Source organism: Variovorax sp. Root473 (assembly GCF_001426505.1).
Classification (GTDB): domain Bacteria; phylum Pseudomonadota; class Gammaproteobacteria; order Burkholderiales; family Burkholderiaceae_C; genus Variovorax.
Map to the genome: position 1 here is coordinate 1,509,116 of NZ_LMEV01000017.1, position 15,798 is coordinate 1,524,913.

The window sequence follows — 15,798 nt, forward strand, 5'->3', positions numbered from 1 at the left end:
GAATCAGCGCGCGGGCGTCTTCGTCTTTTGCAGGCGCGGCACGAACAGCAGGATCAGCACGGCAGCGCAGACTTCCACCGCCGCGACCACGTACAGCCCTGGCGCAAGGCTGCCGGTGGCGGTCTTGATGAGGCCCAGCATCCACGGCGCGCCGAAGCCCGCGAGGTTGGCGATCGAGTTGATCAGCGCCACGCCGCCAGCGGCTGCGGTGCCGGCCAGGAAGCGGTTGGGCATCTGCCAGAACACGGGGATCGCGCTCATGGTGCCGACGATGGCGAGCGTGAGGCCGGCCAGCACGAGGCCCGGGCTCTGGCGCAGGAACAGCGCCACCACCAGCAACGCACCGGAGCCGAGCGCCGCGGCCAGCGCACAGTGGTAGCGGGACTCCTGGTGGCGGTCGGAGTGAAAGCCGTTCCAGATCATTCCGGCCGCGCCGCACAGGTAGGCACCGGCCATGATCCAGCCGACGGTGAGCGGATTGGTGAAACCGATCTCTTTCACCAGCGTCGGGCCGTAGAAGGTGAGCGACGAGTTGGCCGCGATGATGCAGAAGAAGATCAGGATCAGCAGCCAGAACTTGCCGTTCTTCAGCGATGCCAGCATGCTGTGCTCGCGGTGGCCCAGCGCCTTGCGGTCGCGCTCCAGGTCGTCGTGCACCAGCTGGCGTTCACGCGCCGTAAGCCAATGGGCCTGCTCGGGCCGGTCGGTCAGGTAGAAGTAGGTGGCGATGCCCGCCAGCACCGAGGGAATGCCCTCGAGCAGCAGCACCCACTGCCAGCCGGCCCAGCCGTTCACCCCGTGCATGTTGTTCATGATGAAGCCGGCCAGCGGTCCGCCGATCACGCCCGCAAAAGCCGAGGCCGACATGAACATGCCGAAGGCCTTGGCGCGGCGGCTGTCGGGGAACCAGTAGGTCAGGTAAAGAATGATGCCGGGGTAAAAGCCCGCCTCGAACACGCCCAGCAGAAAGCGCAGCAGGTAGAACATCTCGGTGCTCTTCACGAACATCGTGGCGATCGAGGTCAGGCCCCAGCCGATGGTGATGCGCATGATGGTCTTCTTGGCGCCGATCTTCTGCAGCAGCAGGTTGCTGGGCACCTCGAAGAAGAAATAGCCCAGGAAGAAGATCCCGGCGCCCAGCCCGTACGCTGCCTCGCTCCATTTCAGGTCGTCGAGCATCGTCAGCTTGATGAAGCCGATGTTGACCCGGTCGATCCAGGCCAGCACCCACAGCAGCATCAAAAAGGGAATCAGGCGAAAGATGATCTTGCGGTAGATGCCGTCCAGTTCCGCCGTGGCGGTGTGTTCCCGGATCGGCGCCAGCGTGGCGTCCATGCTCATGGTTGTCTCCATTTCTAGGTGTGGACGGGACGCGCCGCCTGGGACCTTCTGTGGGTCCGCTTGCGGCTGCCATTCCCGTTGGTGGCGAACTGTAGGCAGATATCGCCGGGCTGGATCACGCTCTCTAGAATGTGCGACATAACGGTTTGCCATGGGGGGGCTGCCGCCCGTAGCGACCCCAGAGGCCATTTCTCTTCGCCATGTCACGCTCCCACGCCCCGATCGACACCTACCTGCTGCGCGTGCTGGTCGCGCTGGTGGCCGAACGCAGTGTCTCCCGCGTGGCGGTGCGCATGAACCAGAGCCAGCCCGCCATCAGCACCGCCCTGCGCCGGCTGCGCGAGGTGTTTGCCGACCCCATCCTCGTGCGCGAGCGCAGCGGCATGGTGCCGACCGAGCGGGCGCTGCAGCTGCGCGATCGTGCACGCAGCGCGCTGCTCGAAATCGACCGCATGCTCTCGGGCCCAGAGCAGTTCGAGCCGGCCTCCAGCGCGATGACCTTCCACCTCGCGCTGCCCGACTACCTGGCCATGAGCTTCCTGGCCGACGTGACCACGCGGTTCCGCGCCGAGGCGCCGCACGCGCGGCTCGTGGTGCACCCGCTGAGCGTCACCTACGACTACGAGCGCGCGCTGGCCCAGGGCGAACTCGACATCGTCATCGGCAACTGGCCGCAGCCGCCCGACCGGCTGCACCTGTCGCTGCTGCTCGAAGACGACCTGATGTGCCTCATGGGCAAGAACAACCCGCTCGCCGCCAAGGGCGCCATGACGATGGAGCGCTACATCGCGGCGCGCCACGTGGTGCCCACGCCCTACGCGGCGTCGCAGCGCGGCGTGGTCGAAACGCACTTGGCTACGCTACGCCAGACGCGAGAAGCCTGCATTGCCGTGCCCTACTTCACCGTGGCGCCGCACCTGCTGCTGGGCACCGACCTGGTGTTCACCACCGCGCGTCACTTCGCGATGCAGTTCGTCCACACCTTGCCGCTGGTGGCGGTGCCGGCGCCGCAGGGCTTTCCGCGCATGCGCTTCTACCAGCTGTGGCACGACCGCTCGCAGCACGAGCCGGCGCACCGCTGGCTGCGCGGCATCCTGGCGGCGGTGGCGTCCGGGCTGGCGCGACCCGATGCCGCACCTGCAGACGCACGGGCCGCCTAGGCGCTTTTCTTGTCGGGCCGCTGCCCGCCCATTTGCGTTTCCATCAACCGGCGAAGAATCGCCAGCGCCGGCGCCTCCGTGCGCTGGCGCAGGGTGACGAGTCCGAAGCGCGCCGTGCCGTGCATCGGCGGCTCCATCCGCAGTTCGACCAGGTCAGGGGCCGACTCGTGCACCGCGAGCAGCACCGTGTCGCTCTGGCGCACCACGTCGGCAATGCTGGGCAACTCTTCGCACTGCAGGGTCACGCAGTTGGCAGGATGTGCCTGCGGGCCGTAGGTCTCGACCAGCCCGCGCGCGACCTCGTCGCTCAGCGGCGTCGAGGCGATCGGGTAGCGCTGCACGGCTTCGAAACTCACGCCCTTGCGCAGCCGTGTGAGCGGATGGCCGCGGCGGCACAGGAAGGCGCCACGCAGCTCGTACACGTGGGTCAGCGCCAGGTCGGGCGCGGGCTTGAGCGCGCGCGCATCGACCACCAGTGCATCGAGGCTGCGCTCGCGCAGCGCCTGCGCCAGCAGGTCGGTGCTGCCGCGCGCGATCTCCGTGCGCACGGCCGGATGGTGCTTGGCCATGTGCAGCAGGAAGGGCGTCATCAGCAGTGCGCCCGGCCCGGAGCCCAAGCCGATGCGCACCGTGCCGCCCTCGCCTTCGCGCATCTGCCGGCCGCGGTCGCGCAGCGCCTCGGCCTCCGACACCAGCAGCCGCGCGCGCTCCAGCACCTCGCGCCCGAAGGCCGTGAGCTCGTTGCGCCGGCCGATGCGGTCAAGCAGCGGCATGCCCAGCTCGTCCTCGAGCGCGCGCACGCTGCGGCTGAGCGCGGGCTGCGTCAGATGCAGGGCCTGCGCCGACTGGCTGAAAGAGCCCGTGTGGGCCAGTGAAATCAGGTGCCTCAGTTGAACCAGCGTCATGGCGGGAGCCTTGTTTTCATGAATGCATTGAACTCATGCTAATGCAGACAACAATGCATTGGACGTTCGTTCTTGTCACTCCTAGCATTCCCCTGCATCCGGCCCCACGAGCCGGCAACACCCCAGGAGACATGACTTGATGACGACTTCGTTCTTCCGCTCCGCGCTCTGGCTCGCCTGCGGGCTGACGCTGGCTGCAGGCCCCGCTGTTGCCGCCGCCGACAGCTTTCCCGCCAAGCCCGTGAACCTGATGGTTCCCTATCCGGCCGGCGGCCCTTCGGACGCGACCGCGCGCATCTTCACCGTGCCGCTGGGCAAGGCCCTGGGGCAGCAGGTGGTCGTGGAGAACCTGGGCGGCGTGAGCGGCGCCATGGCCGCGCAGAAGGTGCTGGCCGCACCGGCCGATGGCTACTACCTCTTCCAGGGCTCGCCCAACGAGATCATCCTGTCGCCGCTGGCCAATGCGGCCGTCAAGCTCAAGGCCGAAGACTTCCGCATGGTGCATCCGGTCGCCGAAGCCGTGATGGTCTTCGTCGCGCGCAAGGACCTGCCGGCCAACAGCGTCGACGAGCTCATTGCGCTGGCACGCAAGTCGACCGACAAGCCGCTGTCATACGGCAGCGTGGGCATCGGCTCGCTCTACCACCTGATCCTGGAGAAGGTGCAGCTGGACACCGGCGTGAAGCTGATGCACGCGCCCTACAAGGGCAACGCGCCGCTGCTGCAGGACATCGGCGGTGGCCAGGTCGACTTTGCCGTGCTCGTGTACAGCGCCGCCATGGGGGCGCTGGCCGAGCAGGGCCGGCTGAAGATCCTCGGCCAGCTCGGAGGGCAGCGCTCCGAACTGCTGAAGAACGTGCCCACCGCCAGCGAAGGCAAGGAGCTGAAGAACGTCAACTACAAGACCTGGAGCGGCTTCTTCGTGCGCAAGAACACGCCCGAAGACGTGGTGCAGAAACTGCACCAGGCCATCGGCGCGACGCTGAAGGAAGCCAGCGTGCGCGAGCAGCTCGCCGCCCAGACGCAGCTGGCCTCGCCGCAGACGACGCTGGCCGAATCCGCGAAGTTCTACGAGGCCGAAACCGCGCGCTACCGCGACATCGCCAAGTCCATCCGACTGGAACCCCAATGAGCACCACCATCGCCCTCCTGAACGACCTGCACGCCAGCGCAGACACCTTCATCGGCATCCGCCGCGACATCCACCAGCACCCCGAGCTCGGCTTCGACGAGCACCGCACCTCCGCGCTGGTGGCCGAGAAGCTCGAAGCCTGGGGCTACACCGTCGAGCGCCACGTCGGCGGCACCGGCGTGGTGGGCCGGCTGGTGCGCGGCAACGGCACGCGCCGCCTCGGCCTGCGCGCCGACATGGACGCCCTGCCCATCGACGAAGCCACCGGCCTGGCCTATGCCAGCGCGCACACGGGCGTCATGCACGCCTGCGGCCACGACGGCCACACGGCGATGCTGCTGGCGGCGGCCCAGCACCTGGCCGAACGCGGGCGCTTCGACGGTACGTTGAACCTGATCTTCCAGCCCGCCGAAGAAGGCGGCGGCGGCGCGGTGCGCATGATCGACGACGGCCTGTTCGAGCGCTACCCCTGCGATGCGATCTTCGCGATGCACAACATGCCCGGCCTGGCGCAGGGTCGGCTGGCGATGCGCGAAGGCCCGGCCATGGCCTCGTCCGACTACGCCACCATCACGCTCACCGGCGTGGGCGGCCACGGCGCCATGCCGCACCGCGCGGCCGACCCGATCGTGGCCGCGGCCAGCATCGTGATGGCGCTGCAGAGCGTGGTGTCGCGCAACATCGACCCGCTGCAGATGGCCGTGGTGACGGTGGGCGCCATCCATGCGGGCAAGGCCAATAACGTGATCCCGCAAGGCGCCGTGCTCGAACTCAGCGTGCGCGCCCTCGACCGCGAGGTGCGCAAGAAGATCGAGACCCGCGTCAAGGCGCTGGTGGCCGCGCAAGCCGAAAGCTTCGGCGTGCAGGCGCAGATCGACTGGCGGCCCGGCTACGCGGTGCTGGTCAACACGCCCGAGGAAACCGCCTTTGCGCGCACCGTCGCCGAAGAACTCGTGGGCGCGGCGCAGGTCACCTGGCAGACGCCACCGCTGCCCGGCAGCGAAGACTTCGCCTTCATGCTGGAGCGCGTGCCCGGCTGCTACCTGCTCATCGGCAATGGCGACGGCGATGGGCACGGCGCCTGCATGGTCCACAACCCGGGCTACGACTTCAACGACAGCAACGTTGCCGTGGGCGGCGCCTACTGGGTGCTGCTGACCGAGCGCTTCCTGCGCGCGGCGAACTGAGCGTTCAAGCTGACTGCCGCGCGAGCCATTCGCGCGGCGACACGCCCACCTTCTGCGCGAACAGGCGCGACAGCGCTGAGGCGTTCGCGTAGCCGAGCCTGTCGGCAATCGTCTTGACCGAAGCGCCCGTGCGCAGCTCGGCCTGCGCGATCGTGAGGCGCCACTGCGCGAGATAGTCCGCGGGCGTCGCGCCCACCACCGACTTGAAGCGCGCCGCGAACGCACTGCGCGACATGCCGGCTTCCGTCGCCATCTGCTCGAGCGGCCAGGGTTCGCCCGGTCGCTCGTGCAGCGCGACCAGCACCCGCGCCAGCTGCGGATCACCGAGGCCCGTCAACAGACCAGCGGGCACGCCGCTCTCCTGCGGATGGTCGAGCAGCCAGCGCAGCAGCTGGATCAGCACCACCTCGAACAGCCGGTCGGCCAGCAGCCGGTGACCGCACAGCACGCGTCCGGTTTCCGCGAACAGCAGCGCCAGCGACGCTTCGAGGCCGTCGACCGCGTCCAGCGGCAGCTGCACCAGCGGCGGCAAGGCGCGCACCAGCGGGTGCGCCTCGCCACCGTCGAAGTCAACCGTGGCGCAGACGAAATCCGATCCTTCGGCGGGCGCATTGTGAAAATCGTGCGCCAGCGGACGCGGGTAGAACAGCAGGCTGGGCTCTTTCACGACCAGCTTGCGCGGCACGCCGGCCGCACGCACCGATGGGGCCGAATGCGTGACCACCATCTCGCCGCGCCGCATCACATGCAGGAAGCTGCGGCCCTCCTTCGCCGCGAAATGCGTCACGCCGCACAGCGGCCCCGTGTGGAACAGGTGGGCCCGGACACGGAAGCGCTCGAGCAGCGACGAGAGCCTGTCGATGGGCGGGAGGGTCTGGGCCTGCATTGGACGAAAAGGTATGTTGAATGGATGAAAGCGTTCAAATCATACGGATTGCTGGAAGACACTGCTTGCATCGTCATCACCGAAAGGAAGTCTTCATGCCCCGCGTCAACCTCGTCACCGACACCGCCGCCACCGGCGACGCTCAAGTCCTGCTCTCTCAAATCCACGGTGCCTTCGGCGCCACGCCCAACATGTTCCGCGCCGTCGCCAACTCGCCCGCGGCGCTGCGCAGCCTGTGGGGATCGTTCGGCGCGCTCGGCGGCGGCGTTATTCCGGCGCAGCTCGGCGAGCAGATCGCCGTGGCGGTGGCCGATCGCAACGCCTGCCACTACTGCCTTGCCGCGCACACCGCGCTGGGGCGCAAGGCCGGTGTGTCCGCCGCCGACATGACGGCCGCGCAGGCCGGCGAATCGGCCGACCCGCGCACCGCGGCGGCGCTGCGCTTTGCACTGAAGCTGGTCGATGCGCGCGGCCAGGTCAACGACGCCGACGTGCAGGCGCTGCGCGCGGTGGGCTTCGACGACCCGCACATCGTCGAAATCCTCGCGCACGTCGCACTGAACCTGTTCACCAATTACGTGAACGTGGCGTTCCAGGTGCCGGTCGATTTCCCGCAGGTCAAGCTGCGCACCGAGGCAGCCTGACATGGCCTGGCCACATCCCGAAGCGCCCGAGCTGCAGGTTTCGCAATGGCTCAACACCGACGCGCCCGTCACGCTCGCGTCGCTGCGGGGCCGGGTCGTGGTGCTGCACGCGTTCCAGATGTTGTGCCCGGCCTGCGTGTCGCACGGCCTGCCCCAGGCGAAGAAGACGCGGCAGCTGTTCGCGGCGACAGACGTCGCGGTGATCGGCCTGCATTCGGTGTTCGAGCACCACGACGTCATGACGCCCGCCGCGCTCGACGCCTTCGTGCGCGAGTACCGACTGGGCTTTCCCATCGGCATCGACCAGCCCTCGCCCACCGGCATCATCCCCGCCACGATGCGCGACTACCAGTGGCAGGGCACGCCAAGCACGGTGCTGATCGACCGGCAGGGCCGCCTGCGCATGAGTCACTTCGGGCTGCTCGACGACATGGCGCTGGGCGCCGCCATCGGGCAGCTTGCGGCTGAAGACGTGCCCGCGCACCTCGTCGCGCAGCCTGCGGACGATGCACCGCAGGATGGCGCGTGAGACGACAACGCCTGCTGCACAGGGACAGACCGACCCGCATGACACCGGCAGCCCTGTCCATCGACGCGCTGCCGTTTTCGCGTGAAGCGAGGGAAGCCGGCTTCCACACTGACCGGGCGGTGGTGCGCCACGTTCCGCAAGCGACGGGATGCGGGGCGCCTCGAAGTCTGGGGCCGCGCCTGCGCGCCCGCGTCCGACACTGAACGCGCTCAGTCGTCCAGCGTTTCCACGCGCAGTGCGATCACCGGCCCGTCCACGACCGGGCTTGCCTGCAGCGCGTGCAGCGCGAGGTCGACCGCGCCCTGCAACGCAGATTCGGTGATCACCAGCACCTGCGGCGCCGCATCGGCCGGCCCATTCGCGAGCACCAGTTGCCGCACCGGCAGGCGTTGCGCGGCCAGCAGTTCCGCCACGGCCGCGATGTCAGCCGCTGCCTGCACCGGCACGCGCAGGTAATGCGCGCTGCGCACGGCCGCGCGCGCCAGCACCGTCAGTTCGCGCACCGCATGCGCGTGGAAGCCGGTGTGCGGCACACGCTGGCCGGCGTGGGTGCCGTGCAGGCGCGCGACATCCACCAGGTCTGCAATCACGGCCGACGCGGTCTGCTCCGAGCCGGCGCCCGCGCCGTAGTACATCGTGACGCCCGCCGCATCGGCCTTGACCATGATGCCGTTCATCGAGCCGTTCACTTGCGCCAACAGGTGCGTCGCAGGCACCAGCGCAGGCTGGACACGCAGCTCGACGCCTTCTTCTCGGCGACGCGCCACGCCCAGCAGCTTGACGCGAAAGCCCAGTTGCTCAGCGCAGGCCACGTCAAGGCGCTGCAGCGCGGTGATGCCCTCGACCTGCGCGTCGGCAAAGCGCACCGGCATGCCGAAGGCGTTGGCGGCCAGCAGCGCGGTCTTGTGGGCGGCGTCGACGCCCTCGATGTCGAAGGCCGGGTCGGCCTCGGCATAGCCCAGCGCCTGGGCCTGCGCGAGCGCGCCGGCGAAGTCCAGGCCCTCGTCGCGCATCTTGCTCAGGATGAAGTTGGTGGTGCCGTTGACGATGCCCGCCACCCATTCGATGCGGTTGGCTGTCAGGCCCTCGCGCAGCGCTTTCACGATCGGGATGCTGACCGCCACCGCACCTTCGTACATCACGGCCACGCCGTGCGCGCTGGCGGCGGCAAAGATCTCGGGGCCATGCACGGCCAGCAGCGCCTTGTTGGCCGTGACCACATGCTTGCCGTGCGCAATGGCCGCCAGCACCCAGTCGCGTGCCGGGCCGGTGCCGCCGGCCACCTCGACGACCACATCCACATCGGGATCGGTCGCCACCTGCATCGGGTCGGCCGTGAGCGCCACGCCCTCGCCCACGATGCCCTGGGCACGCGCGAGATTGCGTGCCGCCACCACCGTCACCTCGATGCCGCGCCCGGCGCGGGCGGCAATGAGGTCCTGGTTGCGCGCCAGCACGCGGAAGGTGCCCGAGCCCACGGTGCCAATGCCGATCATGCCGACGCGCAGCGGGCGAATGGCCGCAGGGTGGCTGGGCTGGGGCAGGAAGGACGAGACGGGATCGCGGTACATGGGCTTCTCCAAACAACGAACGGACAGGACAAAAACAAAAAACCCAGCTGCCAGCTGGGTTTCGTTCATTCGGGAGAAGAGACACCAGGTGGCTGCCGGAGCGGCCACCCTGCGCGAGCTAGGGGGCCGCGGCGGTCATGGTGGTAATCATTCGTGCATTCACTGCGTCGCTCGTTCGCACGCAAGCGGCGAACGGCATCGTGCGGCCGAAAACGGCGGCGCTGGATGCTGCAACAGGGGAAAGTGAAAGGCACGACATGAGGCGGCGAGTGTACACGTGGTGCTTTTGGCGGACCCGGATGCGGGCGAAACGCATCGATTTCATTTGCGCCGCTATTTGCGGGACAGCACACTAAGGCATGGACAAGCATTTCCTGACCCCCCTGTTCGCACCGGCGTCGATCGCGGCCTTTGTCGGCCAGCCCAGCGATCCGGGTGGCCAGACCGCGCTGGGCCGCACGCTGCGCGAAGCCTTCCGCGCCGAGCGTTTCGACGGCACGCTGCGCTTTCTCGATGTGTGTACGCAAGGCACGCTCGAGGAGCTGGCGCAGACGCATGCCGACCTGGCGCTGATCGCACTCGCGCCGCGCGACGTGGCGGCGGCCCTCGAAATCGCGGGCCGCATCGGCTGCAAGGCCGCGGTGGTCATCTCCACCGGCATCGCCGCCGAGCAGGCCGCGCAGTGGCGCAAGATCGCGCGCCGCGAAGGCGTGCACCTGCTGGGGCCGAACTCGCTGGGCTTTCAGCGCCCGCCGCTGCACCTGAACGCCAGCGTGGCCGGCCCGCTCGCGCGCACCGGGCCGCTCGCGCTGGTGTCGCAGTCGGGTGCGCTCACGGCGTCGATGCTCGACTGGGCGCGGCAGAACGGCGTGGGCTTCTCGAGCGTGGTTTCGCTCGGGCCGCACACCTCGGTCGACATTCCGCAGGTGCTCGACTTCCTGGCCAACGACCCGGCCACGCACAGCATCATCGTGTACCTCGAAGGCATTGCCGACGCGCGCCGCTTCATGAGCGCGCTGCGCTCGGCCTCGCACGCCAAGCCGGTGGTGGTGCTCAAGGCGGGCCGCAAGCCGGCAGGCAACGAGGCCGCGCAGACACACAGCGCCGCCATCGTGGGCAGCGACGACGTGTTCGACGCCGCCCTGCGCCGCGCGGGCGCGGTGCGGGTGCGCTCCTTCGTCGAGCTGTTCTCGGCCGCCAAGTGCCTGGCCTCGCGCTACCGGCCGGTGGGCAAGCGGCTGGCCGTGGTCACCAATGGCGGCGGCCCCGGCGTGCTCGCGGCCGACTGGATCAACGAGATCGGGCTGGACTTGGGCCGCCTCTCGGCACCCGCGCAGCGCTCGCTGCAGCCCTCGCTGCCGGCGCTCGCGTCACTCACCGACCTCATCGACCTGTCGGAGGACGCCACGCCCGCGCACTTTCGCGCCGCCATCGACACCGCCTCGGCCGACAGCCAGATCGACGGCGTGCTCGCCATCTTCTCGCCCAAGGCCGGCGTCGATGCGGCGGCCACGGCGCGTGCGCTGGCCGACATTCCGCGCCCCATGCCCAAGCCGCTGCTGTCGTGCTGGATGGGCGATGCGTCGGTCGGCAATGCGCGGGCGGTGCTGGCCGAGGCCACCATCCCGAGCTTTCGCACGCCCGAGGCGGCCGTGGGCGCCTTCGGCAACATCGCGGCCTTCTACCAGAACCAGCAGCTCCTGCAGCAGACGCCGCCACCGCTGTCGGCACTGGCCAAGCCCGACATCGACGGTGCGCGCCTGCTCATCGAGAGCGTGCTGGCCGAGCGGCGCAAGGTGCTGACCGAGATGGAGTCGAAGTCACTGCTGTCGTGCTTCCATATTCCGATCACGCGCACGCTGCTGGCGCGCAGTGCCAACGAAGCCATGATGATCGCGACGCAGCTGGGCTTTCCCGTGGCACTGAAGATCGACTCGCCCGACATCTCGCACAAGTCCGATGTCGAGGGCGTGGCGCTCAACGTGATGAACGGCACCAGCGCGCGCGACACCTACCTGGAAATGATGGAGCGCGTGGCGCAACTCGCGCCCGACGCCCGCATCAATGGCGTGACCGTGCAGAAGATGGTGCGCGCGCGGCGCGGGCGCGAGATTTACGTGGGCCTCGTCACCGACCAGCCCTTCGGCCCTGTGATCGTCTTCGGCGCGGGCGGCACCATGATCGAGCTCATGAAGGACCGCGCGATGGAGCTGCCGCCGCTCAACCAGTTCCTGGCGCGCCACCTCATCGATCGCTCGCGCGTGGCCGAGACGCTGGGCGAATGGCGCGGTGCCAACGCGGTGAACATGGAGGCCATTGAAGACGTGCTGCTGCGCGTGTCCGAAATGGTGTGCGAGCTGCCCGAGCTGCGCGAGATGGACATCAACCCCATCATCGTGGACGAGCACGGCGCGGTGTCGGTCGATGCACGCATCGTGGTCGACAGCAGCACGCAGGCGGTGGCAAGCCCTGCGGGCAACGGCTACCACCACCTGGCGATCATGCCGTACCCCGCGCGCTACCGGCGCGAATGGCCGCTGCCCGGTGGCGGCGCGTACGTCGTGCGGCCGGTGCACCCGAACGACGCGCAGATGCTGCAGGCGCTGGTGCAGGGCCTGTCGCCCGAGAGCCGCTGGTTCCGTTTCGTCTCGCGCTTCCACGAGCTGCCGCCGTCGATGCTGTCGCGCTTCACGCTCATCGACTACGACCGCGAGATGGCGCTGGTCGCCACCATCATGGAGCGCAGCACAGCGCCCGACGGCACCGTGCTCGACACCGAGCGCATCGTCGGCGTGTCGCGCTACATCACCAACCCCGACCAGACCAGCTGCGAGTTCTCGCTCGTGGTGGCCGACGAGTTCAACGGCAAGGGCATCGGCTCGCGCCTGATGGAAAGCATCATCGACGTGGCGCGCGACCGCGGCCTTTCCGAAATGGACGGGCTGGTGCTGGCCGGCAACCCCGACATGCTCAAGCTGGTGCGCCGGCTGGGTTTCTCGGTGAAGCCGTTTCCCGAAGACCCGGACTTCAAGCTGGTGACCTACCCGCTGTAGCTCGTCGGTGGGCGGCTGCAACTCGACGAGAATCGGCCGCCCTCCACCTCCGCGTTTCTTCATGCTCCGAATCCTCCTGCGCTCCCTCGGCCGTCTGCTGGCGAGCTTCGCCGTGCTGCTGTCGGCCGCCTGGGCCTGTGCGGCCCTGTGGTACCAGCTGCCCGCGACGCTGCCGGTCAAGGTCGGCGCGATGGTGCTGTGGGGCCTCTTCGGCCTCGTGGCGATCGTGCTCGTGTGGCGCGGCAAGGCGACCCGGCCGCTGCTGTCGTATGCGATCGGCGTTGCGATGCTGCTCGGCTGGTGGAACACCATCCAGCCTTCGCAGAACCGCGAGTGGGCCGACGACGTGGCGCGCCACCTGAAGCCGCGCGTCGAGGGCAACGTGGTCACGATGGAGAACGTGCGCAACTTCGACTGGCGCAGCGACACCGACTACACCGTGCGCTGGGACACGCGCCGCTACGACCTGGACCGCCTGCGCTCGGTCGACGTGTCGCTGTCGTACTGGACCGGCCCCGCCATTGCGCACACGCTGGTGTCCTTCGGTTTCGACGATGGCCAGTTCGTCACTTTTTCCATCGAGATCCGCAAGGAGCGCGGCGAGAGTTTCTCGTCCATCGGCGGTTTCTTCAAGCAGTTCGAGAACAGCCTCGTGGCCGCCGACGAGCACGACATCCTGCGCGTGCGCACCAACGTGCGCGGCGAAGACGTCTACATGTACCGCGTGCGCCTGCCGCAGTCCGAGATGCGTTCGCTGTTCCTGGGCTACGTGGACGAAGCCCACGCGCTGGCAGGCGCGCCGAGCTTCTACAACACGCTCACGGCCAACTGCACAACCATCGTCTACAGCCTTGCCAAGCATGTCGTACCCGGCCTGCCGATGGACTGGCGCCTGCTGGCCTCGGGCTACCTGCCCGCGTACCTGCACGACGTGGGCGGCCTGACGCCGGGGCTGAGCATGGACGCGCTGCGCGCCGGCGGCCGCATCACCGACCGGGCCATCGCCACCGACCAGCAGCCCGGCGTGAACTTCTCGCAGGCGATCCGCAACGGCCTGCCGGGCGTGGCGCCATGAGGCGCATCGGCTTCCCCGCGTTGCTGCTGGCGCTGTCGCTGCTCACCGGCTGCGCGGGCGTCACGGTCGGCACCATCTCGCCGGCTGAATACCTCGTGCAGCGGCGCGGCGACGTGCTCACCACCGGCAAGCTCAGCAGTTCCGCGCAAGAGGTGCTGCGTGTCATCGGCTCTGACGCCGACCAGTGCCGCAAGGACGGCTCTGCCTGCCGCGAGAACCTCGCCAGCTCGGCCGGCCTGAGCGACGAGCAGCGGCTCTCTGCGCTGTCCGAGGTGTGGCTGCAACTTGCGCTCGCGGGCGGCGATGGCGGCTCGGCCGCGCAGCCCATGGCTCCCGAGGCCATCGACGCCTGGCTCGAGACCGCGCGCCATGCCTACGCCTACCTGTTCTTCACCGCGCGCAAGCCGCGCGACCGCGCCTTCGAGGACCGACAGACGCAGGTGCGCGACTACTACAACTACGCGGTGCAACGCGCCATCACCGGCCTGTTCAGCCGCTACCGCAAAGGCGACACGTCGGTGGCCGCCATTCCGCAGGTGGGCGACTGGCGCATCGACGCCGACTTGTCTGCGCTGGAGCTCGCACCCAACGCACCCTCGCCGAAAGAACTGATTCCCGCCGCGTCGCTGACCTTCTCGGGCTTGCGCAACATCTACCGCCGCGACGGCTTCGGCGCCGAATTGGTCGCCTCGGGCAGCGAGCGCCCGACCGATGCCCAGGCCGAGGAAGACGCACAGCCCTTCAGCGAAACGCCCTTCCCCGCCCTCACCGCGCTGCTGCAGTTCGACGGCGCCACGCTGCAGGACGTGCTGGCCACGCGCACGCTGCGCATCGCCGTGTTCGACCCCTACCGCACCAGCACGATCCGGCTGGCCGGCGAAGAGATTCCGCTGGCTGCCAACTTCACCTCGGGCTACGGCCTGTGGCTGGCCCGCTCCGACTTCGCGCTGCAGGCGCTGCGCAGCCTCTTCGGCGGCGCCGAGGGCCTCACCCGGCCGCACATCTACCTGATGCAGCCCTACGACCCGAAGCGCCGCACCATCGTCATGCTGCACGGACTGGCCAGCAGCCCCGAAGCGTGGATCAACGTCGCGAACGAAGTGCTCGGCGACGAGACGCTGCGCCGCAGCTACCAGATCTGGCAGGTGTACTACCCGACCAACGCGCCGCTGCCGCTGAACAACCTGGCCATCCGCGAAGCCATCACGCAGACGCTGGCGCACTTCGATCCGCAGGGCCGCGCCGAGGCCTCGCGCAACGTCACGCTCATCGGCCACAGCATGGGCGGCGTGCTCTCGCGCCTGCTGGTATCGTCGTCTGGCGATGTGCTGTGGGACGCGCTGCGCCAGGGCTACCCGATGCCGGCCGCCCAGCGCCGCCGCATCGAGGAAGGGCTGGGGCCTTACCTGCGTTTCGAGCCGCTGCCCCAGGTCAGCGACGCCATCTTCATCGCGTCGCCGCACCGCGGCACCTCGTTCGCCAACAAGCGCATCTCGCGCTGGGTGGCCAACCTCATCACGCTGCCTGTGGCGATGCTGGGCCAGCTCAACGAGCTCTCGCGCGAGCTGATGCGCGTCGCGCCCAGTTCGCAGGACATGGGTCCGCTGCGCATTCCCAACAGCATCGACAACCTCAGCGACCGCGACCCCTTCGTGCGCCTGTCGTCGGGGCTGCCGATGAGCCCGAAGGTGCGTTTTCACTCGATCATCGGCAACGACACGCCGGGCGTGGCGCAGGCCGATTCGAGCGACGGCATCGTGCCCTACGCCAGCGCGCACCTCGATGGCGCGGCGTCGGAACTGGTGATTCCGTCCGCGCACAGCGTGCAGGAGAACCCGCTGGCGATCCTGGAGATCCGGCGGATTCTCAGGGAGCAGTTGCAGCGCGCGCCTTGAGCCCTTCGGGCTTCACGCGTCCGCGAAGCCAGGCATCGACGCTCCACGGTCCCGCGCCGGCCGCGGCGATGAAGAGGAACACGAACGAGAACAGCGCGGCGGCCTCGCCCTGGTTGAGGAACGGCACCAGCACGTTGCCCTTCGGCGCGTGACCGAGGAAGTACGCAAAGGCCAGCAGCCCCGAGAGCACAAAGGCCACGGGCCGGGTGAACAGCCCCACCAGCAACAGCAGGCCGCCGAAAAACTCCAGGACGCCTGCGATGCCTACCAGGGAGAACAACTGCAGGTTGTCGAAGAAGGCGACGTGCGGCACGCCGAACAGCTTGGCCGAGCCATGCTGGATCAGCAGGTAGGCCGAGACGACGCGAAGCACCGAGAGTGCGGGCGGAACCAGGCGGTCGGTCGAAGGAAGGGTCATGG

Annotated in this window: 13 protein-coding genes; 8 read left to right on the plus strand and 5 right to left on the minus strand. The window is 68.7% G+C overall.

What is annotated here, in order from left to right:
- Window positions 1–3: 3 nt before the first annotated feature.
- Entirely contained in the window at window positions 4–1,335 is a 1,332-nt protein-coding gene (locus ASD34_RS20445; RefSeq protein WP_200937629.1) for an MFS transporter, read from the minus strand.
- Between the two features lie 206 nt (window positions 1,336–1,541).
- On the opposite strand from ASD34_RS20445, the gene ASD34_RS20450 reads away from it, so the two are divergent.
- Window positions 1,542–2,501 carry a LysR family transcriptional regulator gene (locus ASD34_RS20450; protein ID WP_056581057.1) on the plus strand — a complete coding sequence of 320 codons (960 nt, stop codon included), beginning with the start codon at window positions 1,542–1,544 and terminating at the stop codon, window positions 2,499–2,501.
- Here the strand turns inward: ASD34_RS20450 and ASD34_RS20455 are convergent.
- Window positions 2,498–3,406, minus strand: coding sequence for a LysR family transcriptional regulator (locus ASD34_RS20455; protein ID WP_056581059.1), 909 nt, complete (start codon window positions 3,404–3,406; stop codon window positions 2,498–2,500). The two genes, ASD34_RS20450 and ASD34_RS20455, sit on opposite strands and share 4 nt — an antisense overlap.
- Before the next feature lie 139 nt (window positions 3,407–3,545).
- On the opposite strand from ASD34_RS20455, the gene ASD34_RS20460 reads away from it, so the two are divergent.
- Both ASD34_RS20460 and ASD34_RS20465 read left to right on the plus strand, forming a co-directional pair.
- The gene (locus ASD34_RS20460; protein WP_056581063.1) at window positions 3,546–4,538 is read left to right on the plus strand and encodes a tripartite tricarboxylate transporter substrate binding protein; all 993 of its coding nucleotides are present in this window, start codon (window positions 3,546–3,548) and stop codon (window positions 4,536–4,538) included.
- Window positions 4,535–5,725 carry a M20 aminoacylase family protein gene (locus ASD34_RS20465; protein WP_056581066.1) on the plus strand — a complete coding sequence of 397 codons (1,191 nt, stop codon included), beginning with the start codon at window positions 4,535–4,537 and terminating at the stop codon, window positions 5,723–5,725. Before ASD34_RS20460 ends, ASD34_RS20465 begins: the two co-directional genes overlap by 4 nt.
- Window positions 5,726–5,729: 4 nt before the next feature.
- Here ASD34_RS20465 and ASD34_RS20470 read toward each other — a convergent pair whose 3' ends face one another.
- Window positions 5,730–6,611, minus strand: a complete 882-nt coding sequence (locus tag ASD34_RS20470) for an AraC family transcriptional regulator (protein ID WP_056581069.1) — start codon at window positions 6,609–6,611, stop codon at window positions 5,730–5,732.
- A 95-nt stretch (window positions 6,612–6,706) separates the two neighbouring features.
- Between ASD34_RS20470 and ASD34_RS20475 the strand changes: the two genes are divergently transcribed.
- Together ASD34_RS20475 and ASD34_RS20480 are read left to right on the plus strand one after the other, a co-directional pair.
- Window positions 6,707–7,255 (plus strand): carboxymuconolactone decarboxylase family protein, encoded by a 549-nt coding sequence (locus ASD34_RS20475; RefSeq protein WP_056581073.1) that lies wholly within the window; start codon window positions 6,707–6,709, stop codon window positions 7,253–7,255.
- 1 nt (window position 7,256) lies between these two features.
- Window positions 7,257–7,784, plus strand: a complete 528-nt coding sequence (locus tag ASD34_RS20480) for a redoxin domain-containing protein (protein WP_056581077.1) — start codon at window positions 7,257–7,259, stop codon at window positions 7,782–7,784.
- A 209-nt stretch (window positions 7,785–7,993) separates the two neighbouring features.
- On the opposite strand, the gene ASD34_RS20485 is transcribed toward ASD34_RS20480, so the two are convergent.
- A complete protein-coding gene (locus ASD34_RS20485) occupies window positions 7,994–9,355 on the minus strand; it encodes a homoserine dehydrogenase (RefSeq protein ID WP_056581081.1) in 1,362 nt (453 codons plus the stop codon).
- Between the two features lie 359 nt (window positions 9,356–9,714).
- On the opposite strand from ASD34_RS20485, the gene ASD34_RS20490 reads away from it, so the two are divergent.
- The 3 genes from ASD34_RS20490 (at window position 9,715) to ASD34_RS20500 (ending at window position 15,378) form a co-directional block, all read left to right on the plus strand.
- Complete coding sequence (locus tag ASD34_RS20490) at window positions 9,715–12,408, plus strand: bifunctional acetate--CoA ligase family protein/GNAT family N-acetyltransferase (RefSeq protein WP_056581084.1); 2,694 nt, start codon at window positions 9,715–9,717, stop codon at window positions 12,406–12,408.
- Between the two features lie 61 nt (window positions 12,409–12,469).
- Window positions 12,470–13,483: a DUF4105 domain-containing protein gene (locus ASD34_RS20495; protein ID WP_056581087.1), complete on the plus strand. Its 1,014-nt coding sequence runs from the start codon at window positions 12,470–12,472 to the stop codon at window positions 13,481–13,483.
- Window positions 13,480–15,378 carry an esterase/lipase family protein gene (locus ASD34_RS20500; RefSeq protein ID WP_056581090.1) on the plus strand — a complete coding sequence of 633 codons (1,899 nt, stop codon included), beginning with the start codon at window positions 13,480–13,482 and terminating at the stop codon, window positions 15,376–15,378. The genes ASD34_RS20495 and ASD34_RS20500 overlap by 4 nt, the downstream gene beginning before the upstream one ends.
- Here the strand turns inward: ASD34_RS20500 and ASD34_RS20505 are convergent.
- Window positions 15,350–15,796: a DoxX family protein gene (locus tag ASD34_RS20505; RefSeq protein ID WP_056581093.1), complete on the minus strand. Its 447-nt coding sequence runs from the start codon at window positions 15,794–15,796 to the stop codon at window positions 15,350–15,352. The two genes, ASD34_RS20500 and ASD34_RS20505, sit on opposite strands and share 29 nt — an antisense overlap.
- Window positions 15,797–15,798 lie beyond the last annotated feature (2 nt).